Annotated in this window: 19 protein-coding genes and 1 other RNA gene; 5 read left to right on the top strand and 15 right to left on the bottom strand. The window is 30.6% G+C overall.

Annotated elements, in window-relative coordinates; genetic code table 11:
• Positions 1-97 precede the first annotated feature (97 nt).
• Positions 98-1,096, top strand: a complete 999-nt coding sequence (locus tag HALO113_RS12035) for an alpha/beta fold hydrolase (RefSeq protein WP_159779246.1) — start codon at positions 98-100, stop codon at positions 1,094-1,096.
• Between the two features lie 60 nt (positions 1,097-1,156).
• Here HALO113_RS12035 and HALO113_RS12030 read toward each other — a convergent pair whose 3' ends face one another.
• On the bottom strand, positions 1,157-1,726 hold the full coding sequence (locus tag HALO113_RS12030) for a DUF4494 domain-containing protein (protein ID WP_159779245.1): 570 nt from the start codon (positions 1,724-1,726) through the stop codon (positions 1,157-1,159).
• A gap of 295 nt (positions 1,727-2,021) precedes the next feature.
• On the opposite strand from HALO113_RS12030, the gene HALO113_RS12025 reads away from it, so the two are divergent.
• Together HALO113_RS12025 and HALO113_RS12020 are read left to right on the top strand one after the other, a co-directional pair.
• The gene (locus HALO113_RS12025; RefSeq protein WP_159779244.1) at positions 2,022-2,321 is read left to right on the top strand and encodes a hypothetical protein; all 300 of its coding nucleotides are present in this window, start codon (positions 2,022-2,024) and stop codon (positions 2,319-2,321) included.
• 63 nt (positions 2,322-2,384) lie between these two features.
• The gene (locus HALO113_RS12020) at positions 2,385-2,804 is read left to right on the top strand and encodes a nucleoside-diphosphate kinase (RefSeq protein ID WP_159779243.1); all 420 of its coding nucleotides are present in this window, start codon (positions 2,385-2,387) and stop codon (positions 2,802-2,804) included.
• Between the two features lie 123 nt (positions 2,805-2,927).
• Here the strand turns inward: HALO113_RS12020 and HALO113_RS12015 are convergent, their stop codons facing one another.
• From HALO113_RS12015 to HALO113_RS11970, 10 genes are all read right to left on the bottom strand, one after another.
• The gene (locus HALO113_RS12015) at positions 2,928-3,770 is read right to left on the bottom strand and encodes an endonuclease/exonuclease/phosphatase family protein (RefSeq protein ID WP_159779242.1); all 843 of its coding nucleotides are present in this window, start codon (positions 3,768-3,770) and stop codon (positions 2,928-2,930) included.
• On the bottom strand, positions 3,771-5,534 hold the full coding sequence (locus HALO113_RS12010; RefSeq protein WP_159779241.1) for a discoidin domain-containing protein: 1,764 nt from the start codon (positions 5,532-5,534) through the stop codon (positions 3,771-3,773).
• A 62-nt stretch (positions 5,535-5,596) separates the two neighbouring features.
• Positions 5,597-7,900 (bottom strand): beta-glucosidase BglX, encoded by a 2,304-nt coding sequence (gene bglX / locus HALO113_RS12005; protein WP_159779240.1) that lies wholly within the window; start codon positions 7,898-7,900, stop codon positions 5,597-5,599.
• Positions 7,901-7,919: 19 nt separating this feature from the next.
• Entirely contained in the window at positions 7,920-8,618 is a 699-nt protein-coding gene (locus tag HALO113_RS12000) for an alpha/beta hydrolase-fold protein (RefSeq protein ID WP_159779239.1), read from the bottom strand.
• Positions 8,618-9,976 carry a glucoamylase family protein gene (locus tag HALO113_RS11995; protein WP_159779238.1) on the bottom strand — a complete coding sequence of 453 codons (1,359 nt, stop codon included), beginning with the start codon at positions 9,974-9,976 and terminating at the stop codon, positions 8,618-8,620. Before HALO113_RS11995 ends, HALO113_RS12000 begins: the two co-directional genes overlap by 1 nt.
• Before the next feature lie 52 nt (positions 9,977-10,028).
• Positions 10,029-10,889, bottom strand: coding sequence for a LamG domain-containing protein (locus tag HALO113_RS11990; protein WP_159779237.1), 861 nt, complete (start codon positions 10,887-10,889; stop codon positions 10,029-10,031).
• A 31-nt stretch (positions 10,890-10,920) separates the two neighbouring features.
• On the bottom strand, positions 10,921-12,399 hold the full coding sequence (locus HALO113_RS11985) for a RagB/SusD family nutrient uptake outer membrane protein (protein ID WP_159779236.1): 1,479 nt from the start codon (positions 12,397-12,399) through the stop codon (positions 10,921-10,923).
• A gap of 13 nt (positions 12,400-12,412) precedes the next feature.
• A complete protein-coding gene (locus HALO113_RS11980) occupies positions 12,413-15,409 on the bottom strand; it encodes a TonB-dependent receptor (RefSeq protein ID WP_159779235.1) in 2,997 nt (998 codons plus the stop codon).
• A gap of 256 nt (positions 15,410-15,665) precedes the next feature.
• Positions 15,666-18,416, bottom strand: a complete 2,751-nt coding sequence (locus HALO113_RS11975; RefSeq protein ID WP_159779234.1) for a histidine kinase — start codon at positions 18,414-18,416, stop codon at positions 15,666-15,668.
• 96 nt (positions 18,417-18,512) lie between these two features.
• Entirely contained in the window at positions 18,513-19,718 is a 1,206-nt protein-coding gene (locus HALO113_RS11970) for an NAD(P)-dependent oxidoreductase (protein WP_159779233.1), read from the bottom strand.
• Between the two features lie 183 nt (positions 19,719-19,901).
• Between HALO113_RS11970 and ssrA the strand changes: the two genes are divergently transcribed.
• Positions 19,902-20,300, top strand: a transfer-messenger RNA (tmRNA) gene (gene ssrA, locus HALO113_RS11965).
• A gap of 55 nt (positions 20,301-20,355) precedes the next feature.
• On the opposite strand, the gene HALO113_RS11960 is transcribed toward ssrA, so the two are convergent.
• A complete protein-coding gene (locus tag HALO113_RS11960) occupies positions 20,356-20,889 on the bottom strand; it encodes a phosphatase PAP2 family protein (protein ID WP_159779232.1) in 534 nt (177 codons plus the stop codon).
• 237 nt (positions 20,890-21,126) lie between these two features.
• Here HALO113_RS11960 and HALO113_RS11955 point away from each other — a divergent pair, with 237 nt between their 5' ends.
• Complete coding sequence (locus HALO113_RS11955) at positions 21,127-21,321, top strand: hypothetical protein (protein WP_159779231.1); 195 nt, start codon at positions 21,127-21,129, stop codon at positions 21,319-21,321.
• Between the two features lie 71 nt (positions 21,322-21,392).
• Here HALO113_RS11955 and HALO113_RS11950 read toward each other — a convergent pair whose 3' ends face one another.
• The 3 genes from HALO113_RS11950 to HALO113_RS11940 form a co-directional block, all read right to left on the bottom strand.
• Positions 21,393-22,955, bottom strand: coding sequence for a hypothetical protein (locus HALO113_RS11950; RefSeq protein ID WP_159779230.1), 1,563 nt, complete (start codon positions 22,953-22,955; stop codon positions 21,393-21,395).
• Positions 22,956-23,116: 161 nt separating this feature from the next.
• The gene (locus HALO113_RS11945; RefSeq protein WP_159779229.1) at positions 23,117-23,548 is read right to left on the bottom strand and encodes a DUF4252 domain-containing protein; all 432 of its coding nucleotides are present in this window, start codon (positions 23,546-23,548) and stop codon (positions 23,117-23,119) included.
• 219 nt (positions 23,549-23,767) lie between these two features.
• Positions 23,768-25,729 carry an endonuclease gene (locus HALO113_RS11940; RefSeq protein ID WP_236554671.1) on the bottom strand — a complete coding sequence of 654 codons (1,962 nt, stop codon included), beginning with the start codon at positions 25,727-25,729 and terminating at the stop codon, positions 23,768-23,770.
• Positions 25,730-25,894 lie beyond the last annotated feature (165 nt).

The raw sequence follows: 25,894 nt of genomic DNA, 5'->3' as shown, positions 1-25,894 counted from the left end.
TTGTTTTTCATATTTCTAATTAATTCCTATAGAAACATATCAAAATATTTTTATAAAATTTGTTATATCAAAAAAATAAAAAATCATATTTAAAAAAATGTTTATCTCTAAAAAAATTCTTTTTCTTCTATTCTTTTCCATTGTTGCAAATTCTCAAAATATCTTTACTTATGAAAAAGAAGTTGATTCCATTGAAAATTATATTTCCACAGAAATCAATATTGATAATACAATTAAAAAAATAATACTCTCTGGTACGCTCCTACAACCTAAAAAAGAATTCAATAAAATAGTAATTATAGTTCCAGGAAGTGGGAAAGACACAAGACATTCCCATTTCAAATTGGCAGCTAGTTTATTAAAAGAAGGAATAGCAGTATATCGATTTGATGAAAGAGGTATTGGCAAATCGGGAGGCAAATATTCTGAATTGGCAAAAGATTTATCAGAAGATTTAAACTTTGTCTTTAAATATTTAAAAGATTCCTATAAAAATATGAAAATAGGTATAATAGGTCATAGTCTTGGAGGAATCGCAACTTTAGATATTATTCAAAATAAATCAATTCCTGATTTCATTATTTTAATTGAAACTCCAGTAATAAAAAATGGTGCTTTTGTTACGAATCAAATAAAAATGGATTACGAGAAAATAATTCCTGAAATTATGAGAAAGGATAAATCTAAAGAAGAAACTTTAGTATTTCTTGATGGCCTATTCAAAATTATTTCAAACAATGAATTATTTAACCAAAGTAATATAAAAAAATATATAAAAGAAAAAGGGTTTAACAAAAAATGTTCAGCAATTATTCAAGATGATCTTTTAGTTGAAATGTTAACTACTAATTTAGAAAGTGTAGTAGAAACTATCTCAATTCCTGTACTTTATTTAACCGGTACAAAAAATAAAATTATAGACTATGAGAAAGAAATAGATTTACTTCGAAAATTTAATAATCAAAATATTGAGATTCAAATTTTTAAAGATCTCAATCATTGGTTGACCGATAAAAATGCTGTTATTGGAGACTCTTTATATAACATGGACGAAACAGCACTTAACGCAATAAAAAAATGGTCAAATAATAAATAATTAGGCTTGCTTAAAAAAAACCTGATTTAAACAACGACAAATCAGGTTTTTTATATTTTCTTAAGACTCTATATCTTCTTCAATTACAAATTCGTCCACTGTTTCTTCAAAATCCAATGGATCTTCCATTTCTTGTATTTCTAACTTTGAAGCTTTTACAGCGTTAAATTTTTCTAAGGCTTCTAAATCGCCTTCTTCTCCACTAAAATAAGGAAAAACATCCATGATTGGAGATTCTGCAATTGCAGGAATGGTATAATCACCCATGGTATTTTGCATTGCATGAAGCGTATTATCGTAGGCTTCTTTTACATCATTGGCTTGTACCAATAAATAGATATTTGTTTTGCGTTCTTTTCCACTTTCTTCATCATAAGCCACTAAAGCAACTTTAGATTTGAACCATCGATCCGCTTTTTCAAATGGATGAATTTCAGCATAATTAGCAAATTTTATATTGGTAATCTTAAATTCTTCGCTCACATACGCTGCCATTTCTTCATTGATTCTTCTTTCCGCTTCAGTATAAGAAATCGCATCGACCAAATAAGGTTCAGTTACTACTTTCTGCACTCCGTTTTCATCTATTTTTCTATACTTTACTTTACATTCATACCAAGTTGCACTCATATTCTTTATTTTTTAAGGAGGCCAAAGATACTTTTTAATCAAAAAATAGGTTGTTAATTTTCAAAATAGATATTCACAATTTGAAAATTAATCTCTTTCATAAAATAAAGCCTTGTTCGTTAATTAAAATAAATATTACAAGAACACTATTTAATATATTAATATTAATATCTTTAATTTTTATCAATTTTATTTTTATGTTTTCATTCTTCAAAAAAAATCTGTAATTCCTGAATTCGAATTTATAAATATATTTTCTGAAAAAGACTTTTATTTTGTTCGTACAAAACAATGGATGTGGATTACAAAAGAAGAAATCGCTTTGGTTCATAAAGACGAAAAAGGTTCTATTAAAACAACTACAATGGACTTTTGGTTCCAAGAAATGTTTTTAGATGCTGATGGTAAAAAGACTATTTCTGAGTATTTATTGTTTCTTATAAAACAATTCCATGACAGCAAAATGCAAATCCCTGATGATTTAGATCAATTTATGATTGAAACTCTTTTAAGTTTAAAAAATGATTTAAATGCAATTGAATTTACTCCAATGCCAAATCAACTAAAAGAAGAATTCAAAAATCCTATCGAATAGTTTTTAAACTCCAAACAAAAAGACTACTTTTGCACCAAATTTTAAAAAAACAGAAGAAACGTTATGGCAACGAATAGAACTTTTACAATGATTAAACCAGATGCTGTTGAAAACGGACATATTGGTGGTATTTTAAACATGATTACTGAAGGTGGTTTCAGAATTGTAGCAATGAAATTAACACAATTAACTGTTGCAGATGCTCAAAAATTTTATGCGGTGCACAGTGAAAGACCATTTTTTGGTGAATTAGTTGAATTCATGACAAGAGGTCCTATCGTAGCGGCTATTTTAGAAAAAGAAAATGCAGTAGAAGATTTCAGAACATTAATTGGAGCTACAAATCCAGCAGATGCAGCTGAAGGAACTATTCGTAAAAAATATGCTACTTCAATTGGTGAAAATGCAGTTCACGGTTCAGATTCTGATGAAAATGCAGCTATTGAAGGTGCTTTCCACTTTGCAGGAAGAGAGCAATTTTAATTTTCAGTTGAAAAATTAGCATTCAAAAATTATATCGAACTGGAAATACAGTTCAACAAAAAAGTCAGTGTCTCTATTTACACTGACTTTTTTTATCCCTTTAATTCTTTTTCATTATTTTATTTATTTTTTACTTTCAAATGATACTAACACAGGCAAATGATCACTTGGGTATTTAAAATCATAAAAATCATCAATTATGGCTATTTTTTTTACTTGTAACTTACTTTCTTTCGTAGAAAAAATATAATCGATTCTATTTTTAACTTCCTCTTGAAAACGAAACGCATTCCACGTACCTTTAGGTCCGTATGGTTTTTTTACTGTTTTTTCATAAGTATCCCACAAATTTTCTTTTAAAATAGCAATCGTTTTTTCTTCTTTAGGAGCATTAAAATCTCCCGTTAAAATAAAAGGGATTGCTTTTTGTTGATGTAACTCATTGCTAAGACTAACTATCATTTCAGCTGATTTTTCTCTTGCTTGCAACCCTTGATGATCCAAATGCGTATTGGCTATCCAATATTCTTTCTTGTCTTTTTTATCTTTAAACCTTCCATAAGTTACAATACGATGGCAAGCTGCATCCCAACCTTTAGACATTTTATTTGGGGTTTCGGATAACCAAAGCGTATGTTGCTCTTCCACTGTAAAGCGTTTTTCATTGTATAAAACACAGGAATATTCAGCCCATTCTCCCTCTTCTCTTGGCAAACCAATAACTTTATAATTAGTCAAATAAGTGGTTATGTAATCCAATTGAAATTTTTGAACTTCTTGTAAACCAATGAAATCTGCTTCATAATAGTCTAATAAAGCTACTAGTTTCTCTTTTCTGTTTTCCCAATTATTTTCTCCATCTTGAGCAGAACCCAAACGAATATTATAACTCATTACATTCATTTCAGTTTGTGCCAAAATACAATGGCTTACTAATGTTACAAAAAGCGCTACAAAAAATTTCATTTATTCTACTTTTATAATTTCTGTTCTTTCACTAATTCCATTTGCATTAAAGGCTTCAATTTGGAAATAATAGGTGTCGGTTCGATCCATTCCTGTAAAGAAATAATCGTTTTTTCCATAAACCATAATACTTCCATATAATTTATCTGGACTTTTACCAAAATAAATAACATAACCATCAGCGCCTTCATTTTGTTGCCAACGAATCCACGAACTTCTTCTTTCTCCAAATTTATTTTTATCTGCTCGAAGTACCATAAAGTTTTCTACTTTTTTAGGAGCTACTCCATTTCCTTTACCAAAAATTCGAAAACCACTTAACGCAAATTTTCCGGTAGGCATTTTTATGTTTTCTAATTTAAGGTAGCGTGCTGTTGCAGGTTGCACCAATTCTACATAATCATGAGGAACATCGGTTGTATTATTACTTTTATCAACAATTACTTTCCATTTCTTTCCATCTAAAGAACCATAAATTTTGTATTGATGAAAAACACCTAAACTTTTACCTGTAAAAGTGGCATCTTGATCTGCGTAATTAATCTGAATAGCGTTTATGGTTGCTGTTTCCCCTAAATCGGTTTGAAACCATTCTCCTTTATTTCCTGATTTAGCGCTCCAATAGGTTTTCATGTCTTCATCAACTGCAAAATTCGGTTGGTAGCCACCTAAAGTTGAGGAAACTTGGACCGGTTTATTATAGTTTAGCAACATCCAACCACTAAATAATCCTTTAGTAAAGTCTTTTCCTTGAGCAAATTCTGGTAAGAATGTAGGATAGTCTCCATAAGCTGTGTTACAGTACATCACATCATCTTGATCAAAACCTGAAGGCCATATTCCGATACGTCTTTCAAAGTTATTTTTTTGTCCTAAAATTAGAGTTGAAATATGCCACCAATTCCCAAAATTATCTTGATACGTAGCACCATGACCCGCACCACGTGCAAAACCACCTGGTTTATACGAAAAAGGATTATGCGATTGATAAGCAAAAGCATCTAATGGATCTTTACTGGTAAAAACACCGTCAGCATAACCACTAAACTCGGTAGCTGGAGCTCCATATTGTAAATAATATTTCCCATTATATTTTGTCATCCAAGCACCTTCCATAAAAGGTTGTAAAAAAGTATTGTCGTTATATTCTCCAAAACGTTCCCAACCATGATCTTCAGGATGTAAGGATATCATGGGTTTTACAAATCCTTCAGATTGCAAAGTCTTTGTATTGATTTCTGTTCCTAAAATTGGAAATTCATTACTCGAACCCCAATACAAATACAATTTATCTTTCTCTTCATCATATAAAAAGCCTGGATCCCAAGCGCCTACTTTAAAATCTTCTACTGCTACTTCCCAGTCATCAGTAGTACCATCTTTGGTTTTAAACAAAGAAAAATAAGGTTTATGAGTGGAACCAATTAAATACATTTCATCTTTCATTACAAAAGCTGCTGGAGCGCATAATTCGTCATACACTTTGGAATCTGCTTTTAAAAATTTTCGAGAAACAAAATTCCAGTGTAGCATATCGGTACTCCACCAATACCCCCATTGATTGGTTGAAAATAAAAAATATTTCCCTTTAAAATTTACAATTACGGGATCTGCTGTAGCTCTATGTTTTCCTTGAGCGTATAAATTAGGTATAGGTGTATACCCGTAATCTATGTTTATAGGATTACAAAAAGTTTTCTGTTGAGAAAAAACATTTGTAACTATTAAAAAGAAAAGTAATGTATTAAAAAATTTATTTATCATAGTATAAAATTAAAAAAATACCCTCAAAAATCGTTTGAGGGTATCCATAAAAATAAAAGCAGTTAATTAACTAACTCAAACAACATCTTATTTTTGGTATCAGAATTGGTCCCAATAAAAACCTCGAATTGTCCTGGTTCAGCTACAAAATTCAAATCGAAATCATAAAACTTCAAGTCCTCTTCTGTAATTGTAAAGGTTACCTCTTTTGTTTCTCCTTTTTTAAGAAATATTTTTTGGAAGCCTTTTAGTTCTTTTACCGGTCGAGTTGTAGAACCAACCAAATCTCTGATATACAATTGCACTACTTCTTTCCCATCATATTTACCAGTATTCGTAACTTTTACACTAGCTTTGATGATGCTTCCTTTTGCTATTTTATTACTAGAAAGTGTTACAGGAGAATATTCAAAACGGGTATAACTAAGCCCAAAACCGAAAGGATATAAAGGGGTATTGGCAACATCTAAATAATTGGATTTAAACTTTTCAAACTCACCTTTTTCTATTTTCTCAGGACTTAAAGGCCTACCTGTATTCTTATGATTGTAATAAATAGGTACTTGCCCTAAATTTCTAGGAAATGTCATGGATAATTTTCCAGAAGGATTAACATCTCCATATAATACTTCTGTTATAGCTGGACCAGCTTCTGTACCTGGAAACCATACATTTAAAATCGCATTTGCTATATCTGATTCTTCAGTAATGGCTAAAGGTCTTCCCGTAAACAATACAAGAACAATGGGTTTATTTAAAGTGCTTAATTTTTTTAATAAATCTTTCTGTGCTTGTGGAATTGTAATATCAGAACGACTACTACATTCTCCACTCATTTCAGCAGCTTCCCCAATAGCAAATACTATTACATCTGCTTTTTTAGCCACATCCATAGCTTCTTGATGCAATTCTTGATCAGAACGACCGTCACGTTGAATTGCTTTTCCAAAGACACCCACTCTTTTTTCAAATTCTAAATCATAATCTAAATTACATCCTTTAGCATATACTAAATTAGTTCCTAATTTTTCAGAAAGGCTGGTTTTTAAAGCAATTGCGTTTTCAAATTTGGTAGCCACACTCCAGGTTCCTGGCATGTTTTCTTTCGCATCGGCTAAAGGACCTACAAGTGCCACTTTTTGATTAGCTTGTAAAGGCAACACTTGATTTTCATTTTTTAATAACACAAAAGATTCTGTGGCAACTTGTTGTGCAAATGCTCTATGTTCTTTGGTAAAAATTTCAGTCTTCGCTCTATTTTCATCACAATATTTATATGGATTTTCAAACAATCCTAATTCATATTTGGCTTCTAGAATTCGTTTTACGGCTGCATCTAGTTGATGCATACTCACTTTTCCCTCTTCTACAGATTTTTTAAGTGTTTTTAAAAACCCTTCTCCCACCATATCCATGTCTATACCAGCATTTATCGCCAATGCAGAAACTGTTGTTAAATCACCCATACCATGATCAATCATTTCATTAACACCTGTATAATCGGTAACAACAAAACCATTGAAACTCCATTGGTTACGTAAAACTTCGGTCATCAACCATTTATTACCCGTTGCGGGAACACCATCAACCTCATTAAATGAAGCCATTACTGAACCTACTCCTGCTTCAATTGCAGCTTGGTACGGTTTGAAATAATAATTATACATACTGGTACGACTCATATCTACCGTGTTATAATCTCTTCCAGCTTCTGGAGCGCCATATAATGCAAAATGCTTTACACATGACATAATAGTTTGAGCATTTTTTAAATCATCTCCTTGATACCCTTTTACCATGGCTTTAGCTATTTCACCACCTAAATAAGGATCTTCACCTCCACCTTCAGCTACTCTACCCCATCTTGGATCTCTAGATAAATCAACCATAGGTGAAAAAGTCCAACAGATTCCATCTGCACTTGCTTCTTTAGCTGCAATTTGAGCCATTTTTTGAGTTAATTCCATATTCCACGTACAAGAACTACCTAAAGGAATAGGAAAAGTAGTTTCGTAGCCATGAATCACATCCATACCGAAAAGTAAGGGGATTTTTAGACGGCTTTTTTCGACTGCAACACGTTGAACATCCTTTATTTTAGCCACTGATTTTATATTAAAAAGTCCGCCTACTAATCCTTCCTCTATTTTTTTTCCAATGTTAGAATTGGTAGCTTGTCCTGTAGTAAAATCTCCTGCGCTTGGTAAGTTTAATTGCCCTACTTTCTCTTCAAGAGTCATTTTTGCTAACAATTCGTTAATGAATTGTTCTTTGGACTTAAAATTTTCAGTAATCAGTTGCTTTTTTTGGGCACAACTTGTAAATATATTTATAACTAATATTGTTATAAAGTATCTTAATTTCATTTTAGATTAATTTATTGTATTAATTGGGCTTTTTTTGTTGCAATATCCATTCATAAATAACATCATTATCATATACTCTAGACCAGCTATCATGGTTTGCGTCATCAAAAATGGTTAACGCTATATCTGTACTGCAATTTTTTAATTTTTTATAAATTTCAATTGAATAACGAACATCAACCACATCGTCTAGTAAACCATGAAAAATGCGTGTAGGAATATCTTTAATTTTACAATTTTCTAGCATGGGTACACGATCTACAAAACCTGCAATAGGGACTAAAGCAGCAAACATTTCTGGGTGAGCGAAAGCTAAATTCCAAGCGCCCCATGCACCCATACTTAAGCCTGTTAAGTAAATTCTACTTTTGTCTATATTCTTATTTTCTTTAATGATTTTTTGAATCAATTGATATAAAGATTCGGATTCCCAATAGGTCTCTTTGGGACATTGAGGAGCTAAAACATAAGCATCTAATTCATGATTCTTTAAATATTTAAATGGCCCGTGAACCTTTACTAATTCAATATCTGTACCCTTTTCTCCAGAACCATGAAGAAAAATAAGCAATGGTTTCTTTTCTTCTCCTTTTGGTTTGTGCAATGCGTATAGATATTGATAAGAGGTTTTAATATCCGTTTTAAAACTTTTATTACTAGTTTGTCCAACATTTTGTTGACAAAAAACAAACAATATCAAATAAAATATATTTTTCATTAAAAACCGTGTTGAGATGATGAAAATCCTAAATTTTGTAATCCATTTTGTATTTCAGGAGCTTGCATGAATAAATTCCATAGTAAACCTGTTCTATGATTTTCAATCATTGGTGCAATCGTTCCTTGGTCTATCGCCAAATATCTTTGGGTTACCCAATTATATTGAGGTGAAAATGCATCATAAGGTCCTGCAAATCCAACATATTGATTTTTCTTTTCTTGATATAAATAACGTAAAAATCGCATGGCAGCATCAGGTTTATAAGGAAACGAAGACAAAGCTGCAGTTGGAGAAATAACCCCTTTATCGTTATTGGGTTGGTGAGCAGAATATCCAGTAGACCCATCTGAGTTTCTTGTGTAACTAGCCGTTAAGCCCCAACATTTATCACTATATCCTTGCCAACCTTGTGGGTTATTCACACAATAATTGTACATTATATCAGCATGATTTTTGGTTAAATCCCAATAATTTGCATATTGATCACTTAGACCTCTTGGATCTAATCCTAAGTAAGAATAATGTGCCCAAAACATAGGGCCTACATTTCCTGAAGCGCCATTATGATTAAAGACTAATGGAATATCGTACTTTGATCCACTACTTACTATAGCTCCATTTCTTGCCCAACCTTGTTGATATACTTGAGGTATTATTGCATGTGTAGGAGAAGCTGCTGCCATAAGGTATGTAATTAAACATTCGTCATACCCTTGAATTTTATGATTTAGTTGCCATTCATAATTAGGAGACCAATGCCAATAAAGTACATTTTCACCTTTAGTGTACCAATTCCATTCTACCCCTTTCCATAAATCATCTGCCTTTTGAGCTAAAGCTTGTTCAGAAGCGTTTCCATTCTTAAAATACTCTCTAACAGTAATTAGTCCTTCACATAAAAAAGCAGTTTCTACTAAATCACCTCCATTATCCACAGTACCGAAAGGGATAACTTGACCAGTAGATCCGTTTAACCAATGTGGCCAAGCTCCGTGAAATCTATCTGCAGATGCTAAAAAATTTAACGCAATGGATAATCTAGAAACAGCTTCTGGTCGAGAAACAAAACCTCTTTCTATTCCTACTAAAATTGTCATTAAACCAAAACCTGAACCTCCAGTTGTGACTACATTTGCTTCAAAGCTTGGATTGTCAACTAAATACCTTTCACGTGCTAGTTTAGAATTTGGATTAGCCCAATCCCAAAAATACTTAAAAGCATCTTGTTGTACTTGATCCATTAACTGTTCGTCAGTAAATGTAGGTGTTTCATTTTCAACATTCGATGTCGAATTATCCGTGCAACTTGCTGAAGAAAATAGGGTAAAAATAAATATAAGTGGAATTAATTTCATGATAAAAAAACCATCAGACTATGATTTAAAAACATAGCCTGATAGTGAAAGTTTATTGGTTATTAGTATAGAGTTCTTGTACATCTGTTGCTGTTAAAGCAATATTATATAATCTAAATTGATCTAAACCACCTTTCCAATTAGAGTACAACCAATTATCTCCATTTGAATTTTGTGATTGTGGTCCATTTCCTATTCTGAAAGACGAGATTTTAGAATTATCAAGTGTTAAACCTCCATGAGTTCCCCATGTTTTAGTTCCATAAACTTGCCCATCAATATATAAAGTCATAGTTGATGTAGTGCCATCATAACTAAAAGCAAAATGATGCCATTGATTATCTAATAAACCTTCAATTGAATTAGCTCCTTCCCAAGTCATCCAAGTATCTGACATATCGGCATCAATCATTACAAATTTAATAGCTGCTGCTGTTGCAGAACCCGAATAAGAATCAAATAATAAGAACATAGTTGAATTAGACCAATGCCCGTTAGTTGAAGGAATACTAAAAATATGTTCTGCTCCAGGATTTGAACCATTTCTTGTTTGACCATCATGTTTTTCCCAAAAAGCAACTGTAAAACTACTAACTGTAGATGCCCAATCGTTTGGTTTCGCATATTGAATTTTAGCATCCGTTACACCATGAAAGGCTTTTCCTGAAACGCCATCAATTTGATTAAATCCGTTATCCGTTGGAAATTTAGCTCTAATCATATCTACCGCATTAAACAAATTACTCTCATTTTGAAAATCAAATGGAACATAAAATTTTAAAGGGCCTCCAGCAGGATTTTCGTCTTTTGGGTAATCTCCTAAAGCTGGTTCATCCATATTTTGACAACCTACAAATAATAAGCTACCTAAAAGCAAGGAAAATACAGTATAGTTTTTAAATATTTTTTTCATCTTATAAAGTTTAATTGAAACAATTTATCTGTTAATAGTTTGGGTTTTGAACTAAAACTCCCCCTGATTGATCGATAGCAAATTGAGGGATTGGATACCATGCATTTCTAGATTGATAACCTAATGGTCCCAAAACAGTTATTGCATCTCCCCAGCGTACTAGATCATAGAAACGTTCGCCTTCCATAGCAAATTCTACTCTTCTTTCTTGTTTAATTGCGTTTCTTACAGCAATTTGATCAGTAGCAACAACATCTGGTAATACACTATTATTTCCATTTCTGGCTCTTGCTCTTACCAAATTGATATAATCAACTGCAGTTGAAGATTGTCCTTGTTCATTTAATGCTTCTGCATACATTAATACCACATCTGCATATCGTAAAACTTTAATATTTGCCCAATGATTTTTATTCTCAGAATATTCTGTTCTTTCTGCAGGTAATGTATATGCTTTTTTATTCCAGTAAGGCTGTGCTAATGGTGGGCTACTTGGTACTGTTAAACCATAACCATCATTTTGACCTGAGTATAAAATTGTTGCTTCCTTTCTAGGATCTCCAGATTCAAATGCATCTACTAAGCTTTGTGTAGGTACGTTAAAACCCCAACCTAAATCCCAAGTTCCTGATCCTCTAACTCCTTGAGTTTCCCAATAATTATTAGAATAATTTACGCCAGCCAAACGTAAAAATTGAACTTCAAAAATTGACTCGATTGAATTATCTCCTTCTTGAAGAAATAAAGTACTAAAATCATTATGTAAATTATATCCATAAGACATCACTTCAGAAAATTCATTAGCCGCTGCAGACCAATTTTCTTGATACAAATACAATTTTCCTAATAAAGTTTGAGCGAAACCTTTTGTAGCTCTACCTGGGTAACTTGGCCAAGTAGTTGGTAAATATTGTTTAGCAAAAGTTAAATCGGCTACAATTTGAGCATCTACCTGAGCTACAGTAGATTTAGGTGCAATTTCATCTGCTGGTGTTTGCACTTTATTTAAAATAATAGGTACTTCTCCAAAATCTCTTCTTAAATCAAAATAGGCAAAAGCTCTAATAGCCAAAGCTTCGGCCTTATTAATCATCGTACCTTCATCGGTTAATCCTGAATTCTCAATAGCATCAACTAAATCATTACAAGCATAAATTAAACGATAATGCCCTTGCCAATTTCCTTTGGTAATCCAACCTTCCGCTGCATCATAATTGAATGAATCAAAAATATTGCCTAATGAAGCGGCATCGGTAACGGTACTTCCTTTAGCTGCATCATCTGAACGAATACTTTGAAACCACACTTTTGAAAAATCAGTAATACCTCCTTCAGTTCTTAATTTTCCATATAAACCAAAAGCAGATTCTTCAAAACCTCCTGCTCCTAAATCGCCTTCTGCTGCTACTCCTAATGGTTTTTTATCTAAAAAATCGTCATCACAAGAAATAATTCCTAGAAATAATAAGGATGCGATTGATAATAATTTTATACTCTTTATTTTTTTCATGACAAGTTTTTTTTTAAAATGTAACATTTAAACCGAATGTAGTAATTACTGGAACAGGATAAGAACCACTATCTACACCAAATCTTGTAGGACTACCGCCAAATTCTGGAGTAAATCCGGAATTATTTTTCCATGTAATCATATTCTGTGCATTGATAAACATTTTTAAACTTTTTATACTCAATTTATTCAAAAATGCTGTGTTAAAATTATAACCCAATTGAATATTTCTTAATCGTAAATAGCTACCATCTTCAATCATATAAGAAGAATTAAGCCTATTATATCCAGAGCCATCATTTACTCTTGGTTCCCAATTAGATGTTCCTTCTCCTGTCCATGCACCTAATCTATCCGTTCTATAATTAAATTGCGCGAATGAAGAACCATTTCCCCAAGATCTAAAAATTTCATTTCCATATACACCTTGGAAGTCTAGTCCTAAATTCCATCTATTATAATTTATACTTGCAGAAAAACCGTAGGTAAAATCGGGTGTTGGATTACCAATATTTGTTCTATCATCTGGAGTAATTTGTCCATCACCATTTACATCTTTGTATTTTAAATCACCCACTGTATAATCACCTAGTGTACTTATAGGAGAATTTAGAATATCTGCATAGGTTTGATAAACACCTTCAACTTCATATCCATAAAAATAACTAATGGGTTGTCCTGCATAAGTTCTCGTAGGGTCAGAAAAATATTCGAACCCATCTTGGTATAGGCTAACTACTTTATTTTTGATGGTTGTTAAATTGGCAGATACTGTATAATCAAATCCTTCTTTAACTGTATTTTTCCAGGTAGCTACCAATTCAAATCCGTGATTATTAACCTCACCTACATTCCCATAAAAATTATCCGTTCCGCTAATAAAGGCTAATAATCCTTTTGTTGTTTTATCATAATAGTTTGCTTCAAAAGATAATTTATTGTCAAATGCACCCACTTCTACACCTATTTCTTTAGATAATACCGTTTCCCATTTTAAATCACGATTAGTTCTAAAAGCAAGTATATAAGCCGGAACCAATTCTTCTCCAAAAACAGCACTTTGCCCAGGAACATATAATGGATAAGTAGGATAATGCAATGAAGTATATTGATTACCTTGCTCTCCCATTGAACCTTTTAATTTTAGATAATTAACATATTTATTTTCGAAGAATTTTTCTTTTGAAACTTCCCAAGCAGCCCCAACAGCCCAAAAGTTTTGTGATGTTCTAACTTCAGAAGATTCATCGTTTCTAAAAGAAGCATTCAGCATATATTTACCATCATAATTATACAAAACACGTCCTAAATAAGATAGAGTTGCTCTATCCCATTGATCAGAATTAGAAAAACGAGTTTCTGGATCTCCATAAGGGAAAACATTTAAATACCACCATCTTGGGTCATTTGGAATTTGATTTGTATCTACACCATCACTATTATAGCTTGGTGCATATTGAGATACTGTACCATTCATTGCTGAAAAATATTCTTCGTATCTTGTATTTCCAACAAGTAAAGTAACATCATGCTTACCAAATGTATTTTGATACGTTAATGTATAATCTTGTTGTAAATTTTGCTTATAGTTATTGAATTGATTCACTTTAGTTAATACATTACCTGAATAAGGTGTCAAATTATCTGTTTCAGCTGCATAAACATTAAATACAGGTAAATAACCTCTACCTTTATAAAAATCAAGGCTTGCCATATAAGCACCTCTAAATTTAAAGTTTTTAAGAAAAGTTAATTCACCGTAAATATTTCCTACGATTTTTGTATCTCTATTTAATTGTGTACCACTTTTACCCTCTACTTCTAATAGCGCATTTCCTAATTGAGCTGCTCCCATATCTGTAGGCAATTGATTATAAACTCCTAATTCATAATTATAAGGAGTAGCTAATGGGGTTGTATTTAAAGCTGTAGTAAACCCTCCTAACCTAGGCAAACGAGCGTCTAAAAAGTTTGCGTTGATACCCATCTTTAAATATTTGGATACCTTTAATTCATCGTTCAAATTAACAGTAAACTTTTTATATAATTCATTTTTAATTAATCCCTCTTCATTTGAATAACCAAAACCAGCATAAAAATTATTATTATCAGTGGCATTTGAAAAAGATAAATTATGATTTGTAAACAATGCATTATCATTAGAAATTTCATCTACCCAATCGGTATTAGCATTATATAAATTATAATATGGGTATGGAGAAGCACCTTGATTTGCACGTTGCATATCATATAAATATTTAAATTCTTCCCCATTAGTCATATTGGGCTTGCCTGTAATATTTTTTATTCCAATTGTAGAGTTGTAGGAAATTTGTGTTTCTCCACTTTTAGCTCTCTTAGTTGTAACTAAAATAACTCCATTTGCACCTCGAGCACCAAATACGGATAAAGAAGATGGATCTTTTAAAACTTCAATTGATTTTACATCATTCGAATTCACAAAATCCATAGTTTCAGAAAAAATACCATCAATAACATATAAGGGTTTTGACTGATAAAGACTTATAGTTCCTCTTATACGTACATCAGGTTCAACACCCGGTTGCCCAGAATTTACTACACTTAATCCAGCTACTTTACCTTGTAAAGAATTTAAAATATTATTATTGGGTTTATCTGCAATTTCTTCACCTTTAATACTTACAATTGAACCTGTAAGATCACGTTTCTTTGCTGTTCCATAACCAATCATAACCACTGTTTCAAGTTCAGTTACACTCTGTAACATAGTAACTTTCATACCTTTAGAAGCTATTAAAATTAATTCTTCCATGCCTACCATAGTAAATTTAATCTCTTCTCCTATTATACCTTCAATAGAAAAGCTACCATCAAAATTTGAAGTTGCAAACTTCTTGGATTTTAAAGTTTGGACATTTACTCCTGGTAAAGAGTTTCCAAACTCATCTACGATTGTACCACTGATCTCTTGTGAGAAAGAAATAGTAGAACAAATCATTGTAATTAACAATAGATAAATTTTTCTCATTTTTAATTATTAAATTTTTGTTAAGGTTGATTTATCAAATTTACAGCTACAACGTTATAATTAGCAAAAAATTAAGCACTACACTACTACATCAAAAAAGTGGAAAAAAAAATTAAAATACTGATTATTAAATAAATAAATTTAAAATTAATATCAAAAAACACATCAAAAAGAAGTAATTAAGATGTATAAATGATGTATTAGAATATAATATATTTTTGAATAAAAAAATATGATTTTAATAAAAAACAGATAATTATAATATATTATTCATAAACACATTTAGATTTTCTGAAGGATCTAAATTCATTTTTTTTCTAAGACGATATCTATGCAATTCTACTCCTCTATAACCAATATTCATTAAAGGCGCTATTTCTTTGGAAGATAAATTCATTTTTAAGTAAATGCATAGTTTAATATCTTTAGAAGTAAGATTATGATATTGATGTGATAATTTCTTCACAAAATCTTCATTACTTTTCAATAAATTATTTTCAAATGATTTCCATTCGTTTTTGTTAATACTATTGATTTTAATTGCCTTATTAATTTTCGATTTTAAATTTGCCGAAGAGGTTTCTGAATCTAATATTTTTTGAATACTTTCAATTAATTCTGATTGTTTAACAATAGATAATGATTTGCTAGCTAATTCATTAGCTTTACTTTTAACTTGATTTTCCAGAATATGTTTTTCATATTCCTGAATTTTCAATTTATTTTCAGCTTGTATTTCTAATTTACTAATCTCGTTTTTGTGTCTAAGTTCTTCTTCTTTTAATTTAAGTTTTTGAACATATTTTATTTTATTCCATTTATAATATAAAAACAGAATAAATCCAAAAAGTAATACATATAATACTTTCATCCAAACGGATAAATACCAAGGATTCAAAACACTAAAATTAAAGCCTTCAATTTCAATATAATTGCCTTTTTCAATAGTAAAAATTTTCACCTTATGTAACCCACTTGATAAATTTTTAAATTCAATTAATCCGGTTGTCATTTCTATTATTTTCTCATCATCTAAGCTATAGTATAATATAGCCTTTTTACTTCCAAAATATTCGGAAATAACATAAAACGACAATTGTTCTTTAAAAGGAATTGCTTCCTCTTTATGCACTAACTTATTGTTAGAATCGTATGCTTCAATTTTTATCTTTTGATTTTGAAAATTATAATTTAAGGAATCAATTTGTAAAAATCCATCATCCATATTTACTAAATATTTCCCATCTATTGCAAAAACTTTAGTTTTATTATTTATCAATTTACCCTTATAATATTGTGTTGGAATAGGTGTCCAATTAAACATATCTTTGTATTGATTGATAATGTATAATGTCCCTTCTCTATTAATCATAAAAGCGTTTTCATTGATGGGAATAATTTCCTGAATATCTTTAAATTGCTGGTTGAATGCTTCATGTAATTTTAATTTCTCCTCTACTTGATCTAAAAAAAACCATTGATTATTAATGTAAAATAATTCGGTTCCTTTATATTCGAAAAGCATAATTCCGTAATCATTTTTAATATTATTTTTTTCGGTAAGATTTGTTATTTTTTTAAATGTATCATCAGAATTTAACTCTAATTTATATAACCCTCTATACCCATCAGTAAATAAAATTTTAGATGCAGATAATTGAACGAAATCGCTAACTGGCTTCATTTTTTCGTTCAATTTTTTTGAAACTTTAAAATCGGAATCATAGAATTTATATAATCCAATATAGTTTGATTGAATATATCCATCACTAAATTTATTTTCTTTTAAATTCCATCCTCCAACTAAATTACTCACCTTCTCATACTGATTATTAGCAGAAAATTTAAAAGTACCTTCATTATGCCCAATTATAAATTTATTGTTTATTGCAGAAATATTCCAAACTTGTCCTTGCGAATTAGGTATTAATTCTAACTGATTTTTTAAGGCTTTAAAAACACCATGGTTAGACCCTAATAAATATCCATCATTGTATTTAGCTATACTATATACCGTTCCTAGATGCCCACTATTATCTAGAAAAATTTTATATGGCGAATTTTGTACAACATGCGATATACCATTATCAAGACCCAACCAAAAATTCTTTTCTTTATCTACATAAATATTTAACACCGAATTATTTCTCAATGAATTATTTCTGTTTACATTATAATATTCGTCTGTTTTTAAATCAACAACATATAGGCCATTGAAAGCTGTTCCTATAAGCATTTTATTTTCAAAAATTTTAGCAGAAATGATTATTTGAGTTTTTAATTTTTCATTTAAAGCATGCTTCCAAGGCATTAATGCTTTTTCATTTTTTTTTACAAAAACGCCACTTTTCTGAGTGAAAAAATAATATTGATTTTCATCCTTTTCAATCCCGTAAATAATATTATTATCAATAACATTATACGTTTCTTCTTTTTCAAAATTAACTCCATCGAAATTATAAATCCCTTTTCTTACCGTAGCAGCAAAAATTTGATTATCTACGACAAAACAATACGATATCTGAAAAGGAAATTCTTTTTTTTGAATCGTTTTTTGATCGTAAATAAAAAGTTCGTTAAAACTTTGAAAATAAATTTTAGAATTTAATTCAAAAATTTTCCAAATTTCTTCGCTTTTCGAATTATTATCAAAAAAATTATTGGGTTCAGAAAGAGAAATATAATGCATTTTTCCTTCTATTCTTTCCCAATATCCAAATTCGTTATAAGAACCTGTATATATTCTTTTTTCAAAAGAAAAGACCGAACGTATAATTGATTTATTTGGTAAAGTATACTTTTCCCATTTTACTCCATCAAAGCGAATTAAAAAACTATTATTTGCAAAATACATAGCGTTGTCTTCCCCTTGCGTAAGACTCCAAATCTGATTATCACCATTGTAATCTTGTTTGGAGAAATTGTTTACAAAAGGTAAAATTCCTTGGCTACTTATTTTTAAAGTGCAAAAAAAGATGAGAATGATATAAAGACTTAGTGTTTTCATTAACTATTTTTTTCTAATCAAATATAACATAAGTTCTTATAAATGAAAAAATCCTAATGTGATTTAGGATTTTTTGAAATTAAAATATATTTAAAATTACTCTTTTTCATCCACATAATCTTGTAAATAAGAAAAACGTGGAGTTAATTTACCCTTTTCAGTAATTTTTGCTCTTTCTAAAACACCATCAGCATCACCATTATAAAAAGCAGGAATAACACTATTTAAAAACATTTTACCAAAACCTTCACTAGCGTCTTTAGGTAATTCACAAGGTAAATTATCTACTGCCATTACCCATATCGCAGATGGATGATTTAAAGAGACTTCTTTATGCTCTTTAGGCAAATAACCATATACAGGGTCTGCTATGGTACTTGCTCTTAATGTGCAAGCAACTGGACCATCGATATCGCAAGAAATATCTGCCACAACTTTTAAACTACATTTAGGCGATTGCAACATTTCTTTAGAAAGTATGATAGGTGCATTATTTCCATGGAAATGTCCTGCTATAAACAGGTCTGAAACTTCCGCAAATCTTTCAAAATCGGAAACATATTCCTCAGGATTATTATAAAAATCATGCTTATCTAATACTTGTCCATCTTTTCTCTTATTATAATCCAGAACATCTATCATCGTGTAAACAGGTTCAGTGTATTTTTTTGTCAGGTAATTTTCTACCGAAACTTGTTTAATTTTCATGGCATCTAACATCTCTTTTGCTCCGTGTGCCACTTTACCACTTCCGGTCAAAACAATCTTTATATAAGGTAATGGGTGTCTTTTTAATCTTTCTATTAATGCTTTTTGATCTGGCAATGTTTCAGCCTTGGCTAGATTAAATAAGTCATATTTAATACCAAAAGCTCTTATCCCATTATAAGCACCCACTATTCCTGCATACTTACCAAAACCTATTAATCGCCCATTATTATTATCTACTATAGTTTCATGATCATATAAAACTATGTTTTTATCTAAAACTGCTTTTAGCAATTTTCTATTGTAGGGTTGTTTTTTAATTGTATGTGAGAAAAAGAAGTATTTTTTTTCGGGAATTAAATCATTGATTGGAACTTCTTTTACTCCTAATAAAATATCACAGTCTTCCATATTGTTAGTCACTTCAAAACCTTTCTCTATGTATTCTTGATCTGAAAAAATTCTTATATCTGAAGATTCAACTTTTATAGTAGCTTGTGGAAATTCATTTTTAAAATTAAGTAATTCATTTGGTGAAAAAACCACACGTCTATCTGGAGGGTTTTTACGTTCCTTTATTATTCCGAATTTCATTTGTTAGTTTTAAGTTAAGTTTTATCAATAATGTTACAAATATAACTTTATAGATTTCTAAAAACAATTTTTTTTTAATGGAAAAAATAATGTAATTTTGTCACACTTTTAGAAGCACTATTAATTTAGAATAGGAAAAGGATTTCATTTCTAAATTCTAGTTTCTAAATTCTTATTTCATTTGGGGTCGACTGGTTTTGACAGCGAGTGGAATTGATTAGTAAGCACGTCGAGCCAAGTATGGTAGGCTCGTAAATATCTGCTATACAAACATTAAACGGCGAAAATAATTACGCTTTAGCTGCTTAATCCGAAGTTTAGTACGATTTGCCTAGTTCCAACAAGGTTGGAAAGCTAGATTCACCTCAACATCCTTGGTTTATGGAGTTTGATTCAGGTGAACCGTAAAAGTAAACCTAGGAAAGGTAAAGCTTTAAATCCTTTCTGACAACTAACAAAGCTAAGCAAAGAGTGGCTGTTTCTGGTCTTGCTTTTTGTCGAAAATTCAAACAGAAACTAAACGTGTAGAAAGCTCTTCGATTGCTTGTTTGGACGAGAGTTCGATTCTCTCCGACTCCACAAAAAACCCTGTAAAACACTTATTTTACAGGGTTTTTTATTGTACAACTTTTATTCTTTAAAACTGATAGACAAAAATGATTGAAGATCCATAACTGTCAATTGCTAGACTTACATCAATGTTTCTTTCATATTTGGTAGTAAATAAGTACGAACTCGAAATGCCAATAGCAGCTCCTGCTACTACATCGATAAAATAATGATTTTTAGATTCTATTCTCGAATAACCTGTAAAAGCGGCTAAGGCATAGACTGGAATACCGTATTCCCAACCGTATCTTTTTTGAATAAAAGCAGCACTTTGAAAGGTTATAGAAGTATGTCCGGAAGGGAATGATTTAAAATTCGCTTGATTGGGTCGTTCTTTTTTAATGATTAATTTTAAAGCTTCGGTTGTAACTGCATTTACTAAGAAACCTTTTGAAAATTGCTTCACCCCTTTGTAATCTTTAATAAATATAGTGGTTGCTATAGTAGAAATTGGAAGTGCATATAATAAAGCATCACCTGTAGACTCAGCAAAAGTACTTTGTACTTGTGTATTTCCCCATTGGGAACACAAAAACACGAATAGAAATAAAAATTTTCTCATTTGCAAAGATTTAAACTGTAGTTTAAATTTAAAAAAAATCAGTACTTAATTCAAGTATTTTGGTTCTATACGTAAAGTCTTAATCAAATTTTAAGATAAACATAGCTATCTGTTACATACCATTTTCAATGATTTTCCAATTGAATTTACTCATAATTTTATAACTATTGATACAAATTTTATAACTCCTTTTCTCTCTACAAAAAGTAATTTTGAGTAAACTAAAAAACATAGAACATGAAAGCACAAAATCAAAATTCGCAACGCGTAAACAAAAATGGAGCCGATCATCGTAGTGATACTAGAAAACATCAATATAGAAATCATGATGATGTATTAACGAATGATGAAAACTATGATGTGGATACTCAAAAATTTATTGGTGAACAACCCGATTGGGATGACAAATTAAACAATGAAGAAAAAAATTAATACTTCATTCTAAATTAAGAAAGCCTGTTTTAATTAATTAAAGCAGGCTTTCTTATTCTCATTCTATTGTATTATAATAAAACTTGCTTTAAACCATCGGCAACACTTATCCATAACAAATTGTAGAAGGATTTTTCAGGAACGCGTTCTACTTTAACTGATACTGCTTTTAACTCTTCTCCAGAATCATCTTTTACGAATAAATTTCCTATTGCTGTTAAAAGACCGTTCTTTTTGTAGCGTTTATTATTTTGATAGATTTCAACTTTTAAGTCATCATATTTTAATGCAAAATCTCCTTGGCTCATCTCATTATTTCCACTGAAATTAAAATACACTTTCTCTAAATCGCCTTTCACAACAACATTGAGATAGGGTTTTGTAAAATAGACTAATTTTTCGGCATTAAAATGATTTATTTTTCCTTTAATCTTAAAACCATCTGTACTATCTAACACATTAAAAGACCAATCTACATCTAAAATAGACTCTTCCATAAATCGGGACTGAACACTTATTTTTGTATCAGGTACTTTTGTTTTATGAACACCACTTTGTATAGAGGTTGCTTTTAGGTTAAAAGCATCAAAAATTAATTTTCCTGGACCTTCTTCAAAGGTTTTTTCTTCTTCATATACTATTTTAGATTGTGCTATTTTTAACATATCAACTTGTAAATCAAAAGGAAGATTACGCAATAATTTGTTATATAGTTTCTTCTTACTTAAATCGTCTTCTGGCATTTTGCCTCTATAAATAGTGGCTTCCAATTGGTCAAACACTATTTCTGGAATTTTACAAAAGAAAACATCTTCATGGAAACCCCAATGCATTTCTTTCAAGGAAATTTGCTTCATCCTAAGGTTATACAAATCTCTTTCTTTCGGTATTTTTTGGACAAAAACTTTTCTTGAATAGGTTGGTTTTAGCTCAAGATCATCCATTTGCAAAGCGGTATTTGTTGTATTGAATTTTGAAACCTTCAAAGTGTAAAATTCGTTAACCTGATACAAAAGATGGGTACAATTAATACTGTAATTTTTATAAGTAAAAGGAATTTTATTTTGCAAAGTCTTTTCGTTTAATACTAAACCTTCAACTTTTAAATTAAGCTGTTTTAAAGAAGCTAAAAGTTGGTCGTTTTCGGCTTTTACAATTTGTACGTTCCCTTCTCTTAAATAAATAGCATTCACCACAATAATTTTTTCAAAAGGTTCGATTATTTTAGACTGAATACTTTTAGCATGGGACAGCACCTCATCGTTGTTTTTATGCAGTATAATTTCTGGTGCTACAATAACGAGTTGATCTGCTTTAATTTTATCTCCAAACAAAATACTCAAGATGCTAAAATGAGCTACTTTTATTTGGGGTACTTTAGCATATATTCCAATTTTTTTATTGGTATTTTCAATTTCTGTTTTAGGAGCGACCGAAACATCAAATACTTTTAATGTTGTATTCCAAAGTGAAATATCTATATCTTTATACGCTATGTTGTAAGCAGAATTATTTTTATCAGCGATTAGTTTAGGCAATTTAAGTTCAATCCATAGATTAAGACCGAAATTGAGTATTCCAAGGAACAGAATACCACCAATTAAAAAAATAGCTATTTTTTTTATGCGTATCATGCTTATTGTTTATAAGCATACTAAAGTACACATTTTTTAAGAACAAAACGGGCATTGTATAAAGGATTACTAAATTTAAATAGTAAGCATTTCCTATTTAAAGAAAAAACCTGTTTCTACTTTCGAAACAGGTTCTTAAAACTAACTCTTTACTACTCTATTTAACTTAATGAAAAGAGAATTAGAACACTATCATTTTTACCCGAGCCTTCCACAAAAATCATTAATTCTTCTAATTCATCTTTTTTGTTGGTTTTCATTAAAAAACTAGCTTCTTTACCATTAGCTGAATATTTCATTAATTGTTCCAAACTCTTATTCTTTTTATATTTTTTAGCAACTGCTTTCATATCACCTCTAAGCTCATCGTTTGAAGTTGAAAAGACTTTTACAAATTCAATTTTTTTCAAAAAATCGATAATTTTCTTATCTTCTTGATCTTTTCCATTGGTGTTTATTTCTAAGTCCGAAAATAAATCTTTGTTGATTACAAAAGAAGACACCTCTTTATTGTTTTCAAATTTTTTAAAGGACTGACCAAAAAATAAATTAACACTACATAACAAGACTAACGTGCAAAACAAATTTTTCATAATTATCTGGTTTTATTGTTATTATAAAAAGCTAGACGACACAGATAAAGTTTTGTAACAAAGAAGCTGTACAAAAAGTAATGATTTTTGTCAATATGAACTTGTTTCAGATTCTAAATTAAAAAATAATCAATATTTTAAAATTCTAAAATAAATTCAGAATAACACCTTTGTTGACTTTTTGGGCTGCCTCTTTGTATTTTTAAAAGAAGAGTAGTTTTATCTTACCACAATTTTCTTGTGTACTTTAGAATCTTGATCCGATACTGTAACTAAGTATATACCAGATGGCAAATCAATTTCCAAACGTGATTCTTTGTCGAATTGATGTTTAACAACCACTTGACCTGATAAATTGATTATTTCAGCAATTGCTTGACCTTTTACACCCGAAAAAATCAAATAATTAGTTGTTGGATTAGGATACACTTTAACTTGATTCGTTTCAAAATTTTCATTAGACAAGGTAAAAGACCATGGTTGTCCAAAATTAGCACCAAATATATAATTGGCCAACTGAGGATAGTCGATAAACGGATTTCTATTCAATTGCCAAGTGTAGATGTAATTGTTTCGATGCATTTCAAAATCATCAGGTGGATCTTGTGAATTCCAAGTTAATAAAGTAGCTAAATCGCCCATTTGTCCTACAATATTATCAGCTGGATTACCATTCACTAAGTTTAATCCGTTATAACGAACTGCCATATAAAATAAAGCTCTAGCCACATCTCCATGCCAACTTCCTTGGTTTCCTGATGGACCATTATAATCTACTCCATAATCTCTATTACTTCTGGTTGAATTTTCCGCACCGTCTTCTGCTCTTATATGATGTGCATCACCATGTCCTGCTAAAATATCATTGGCATTAGTAGGTAACCAAACATTTATTCCATCTGCTGAAGAGGAAGTCCCATCTGAAAATCCTCCTCTTGACTGTGGAAAAATATGTTCTCTATTCCAAACACCAATATTACTTGATCCCGTTTGATAATCCAGAATAGCTCTCGGACTTTCAACATACATTTGCCAAACTTGGTTAGAGTTTAAAGGATTTTTATCGGCTTCTTTTAAAATATATTCAATATCACCGTAATTATGAGCATGTACTACACTATAGTTCGCTATTATATTTTGCAATGCTTGTTTTAAATTTGCTCCTGAAACCCCTTCTAAGTTGTCATAATAACCTGCCGGAGTGGTAGGAGTTACAAAACCATAAGTTGGATTTAATGGTGTTCCATAAGTTTGTATTACATAATCATTATCATAAACCCTTACAATAACATTATTATTAGCTGAAGCGTAACCAAAAGGAAGTGACTGTACTTGAATTAACATTTCCTCATCCCCTTCGTCCGTTATATCATCGTATATTGTTACAGAACGTTGTGCAGATGTTTCTCCTACAGGAATAGAAACTGTCTGATTAACTGACGTATAATCATTAACCATAAAATTACCATTTACTAAAGTGTAATTAAAGACTAATTGTTGGTCTTGAACGGGTGTGTCTGTCGAAAAAGTAATTATAAAACTTTCTCCTTCAATATAAGAAGTTTGAGGAATGGAAACAGTAACATAATTTATTACCACACCAGTACCATCATTATTCACACCTGGTGTAGGAGGTTTTGCTTCATAAGTACCATCGTTTTTTCGTTGTACTGAAGTAGATGTAGATTCTCTTGTGCATAATGTGATTCCAAGAATTGACATTAAGTTAACCGGTTGACTCGTTGAATTGGTGTAAGCTAACCCATCTATCAGATTCGTTGTCGTAGCCAAAGTTCCTGTCGATGTAGCAGCATCAAAAGGAAAATCGGAAGCATCAGCTTGATAAAGAGCTACTACATCTGGACCATTTTGAATCGCTCCATTATAGAAAACACCCATTGGTGCAGGATTAACAGCACTATTCCCAAAATGAACTATTCCGTTAATATCGGTAGTGTAACCATCTAAATCAATAGTAAAATAACTCGAAGAATTGGTTTCATTAAAAAAAACTAAAACATAACCGTCTAAAGAAAAGTTTGGTGAACTTGATTTTAATTCAACAAATTCTAATTGGTCAGAACCAGGATTATCTGCATCAATTTCATTGATAACAATTTGTGAAGAACAAAATGAAATACAAAAAAGAGCTAGTAATAGATGTAATTTTTGGGGCATCATATTTTCTTTTTTTTTTACAAATGTAGGTATTAAGATTTACTTCCTTTATGATAAAGCGTTGATTTTATTAACATTAAACTACTTTAATGAAAATATAAAGCGATTTTAAGGGTAAAACCTACAAAATGACGCAACTTTTTAGTAAAATTGTAATCTTTTAATTAA

Source organism: Flavobacterium sp. 9AF, from assembly GCF_902506265.1.
In the GTDB taxonomy this organism is placed as follows: Bacteria; Bacteroidota; Bacteroidia; order Flavobacteriales; family Flavobacteriaceae; genus Flavobacterium.
Note: the sequence above shows the minus strand (reverse complement) of the source record. Positions and strands in the feature narration are given on the sequence as shown.

Coding starts and splice junctions, on each gene's coding strand:
- HALO113_RS12010 (WP_159779241.1), bottom strand. CDS start 5,534: ATGATAAATAAATTTTTTAATACATTACTTTTCTTTTTAATAGTTACA.
- HALO113_RS11970 (WP_159779233.1), bottom strand. CDS start 19,718: ATGAAATTCGGAATAATAAAGGAACGTAAAAACCCTCCAGATAGACGT.
- HALO113_RS11955 (WP_159779231.1), top strand. CDS start 21,127: ATGAAAGCACAAAATCAAAATTCGCAACGCGTAAACAAAAATGGAGCC.
- HALO113_RS11980 (WP_159779235.1), bottom strand. CDS start 15,409: ATGAGAAAAATTTATCTATTGTTAATTACAATGATTTGTTCTACTATT.
- HALO113_RS11960 (WP_159779232.1), bottom strand. CDS start 20,889: ATGAGAAAATTTTTATTTCTATTCGTGTTTTTGTGTTCCCAATGGGGA.
- HALO113_RS11950 (WP_159779230.1), bottom strand. CDS start 22,955: ATGATACGCATAAAAAAAATAGCTATTTTTTTAATTGGTGGTATTCTG.
- HALO113_RS12025 (WP_159779244.1), top strand. CDS start 2,022: ATGTGGATTACAAAAGAAGAAATCGCTTTGGTTCATAAAGACGAAAAA.
- HALO113_RS11940 (WP_236554671.1), bottom strand. CDS start 25,729: ATGATGCCCCAAAAATTACATCTATTACTAGCTCTTTTTTGTATTTCA.
- HALO113_RS11975 (WP_159779234.1), bottom strand. CDS start 18,416: ATGAAAACACTAAGTCTTTATATCATTCTCATCTTTTTTTGCACTTTA.
- HALO113_RS11990 (WP_159779237.1), bottom strand. CDS start 10,889: ATGAAAAAAATATTTAAAAACTATACTGTATTTTCCTTGCTTTTAGGT.
- HALO113_RS12000 (WP_159779239.1), bottom strand. CDS start 8,618: ATGAAAAATATATTTTATTTGATATTGTTTGTTTTTTGTCAACAAAAT.
- HALO113_RS12035 (WP_159779246.1), top strand. CDS start 98: ATGTTTATCTCTAAAAAAATTCTTTTTCTTCTATTCTTTTCCATTGTT.
- HALO113_RS12020 (WP_159779243.1), top strand. CDS start 2,385: ATGGCAACGAATAGAACTTTTACAATGATTAAACCAGATGCTGTTGAA.
- HALO113_RS11985 (WP_159779236.1), bottom strand. CDS start 12,399: ATGAAAAAAATAAAGAGTATAAAATTATTATCAATCGCATCCTTATTA.
- HALO113_RS11945 (WP_159779229.1), bottom strand. CDS start 23,548: ATGAAAAATTTGTTTTGCACGTTAGTCTTGTTATGTAGTGTTAATTTA.
- HALO113_RS12015 (WP_159779242.1), bottom strand. CDS start 3,770: ATGAAATTTTTTGTAGCGCTTTTTGTAACATTAGTAAGCCATTGTATT.
- bglX (WP_159779240.1), bottom strand. CDS start 7,900: ATGAAATTAAGATACTTTATAACAATATTAGTTATAAATATATTTACA.
- HALO113_RS12030 (WP_159779245.1), bottom strand. CDS start 1,726: ATGAGTGCAACTTGGTATGAATGTAAAGTAAAGTATAGAAAAATAGAT.
- HALO113_RS11995 (WP_159779238.1), bottom strand. CDS start 9,976: ATGAAATTAATTCCACTTATATTTATTTTTACCCTATTTTCTTCAGCA.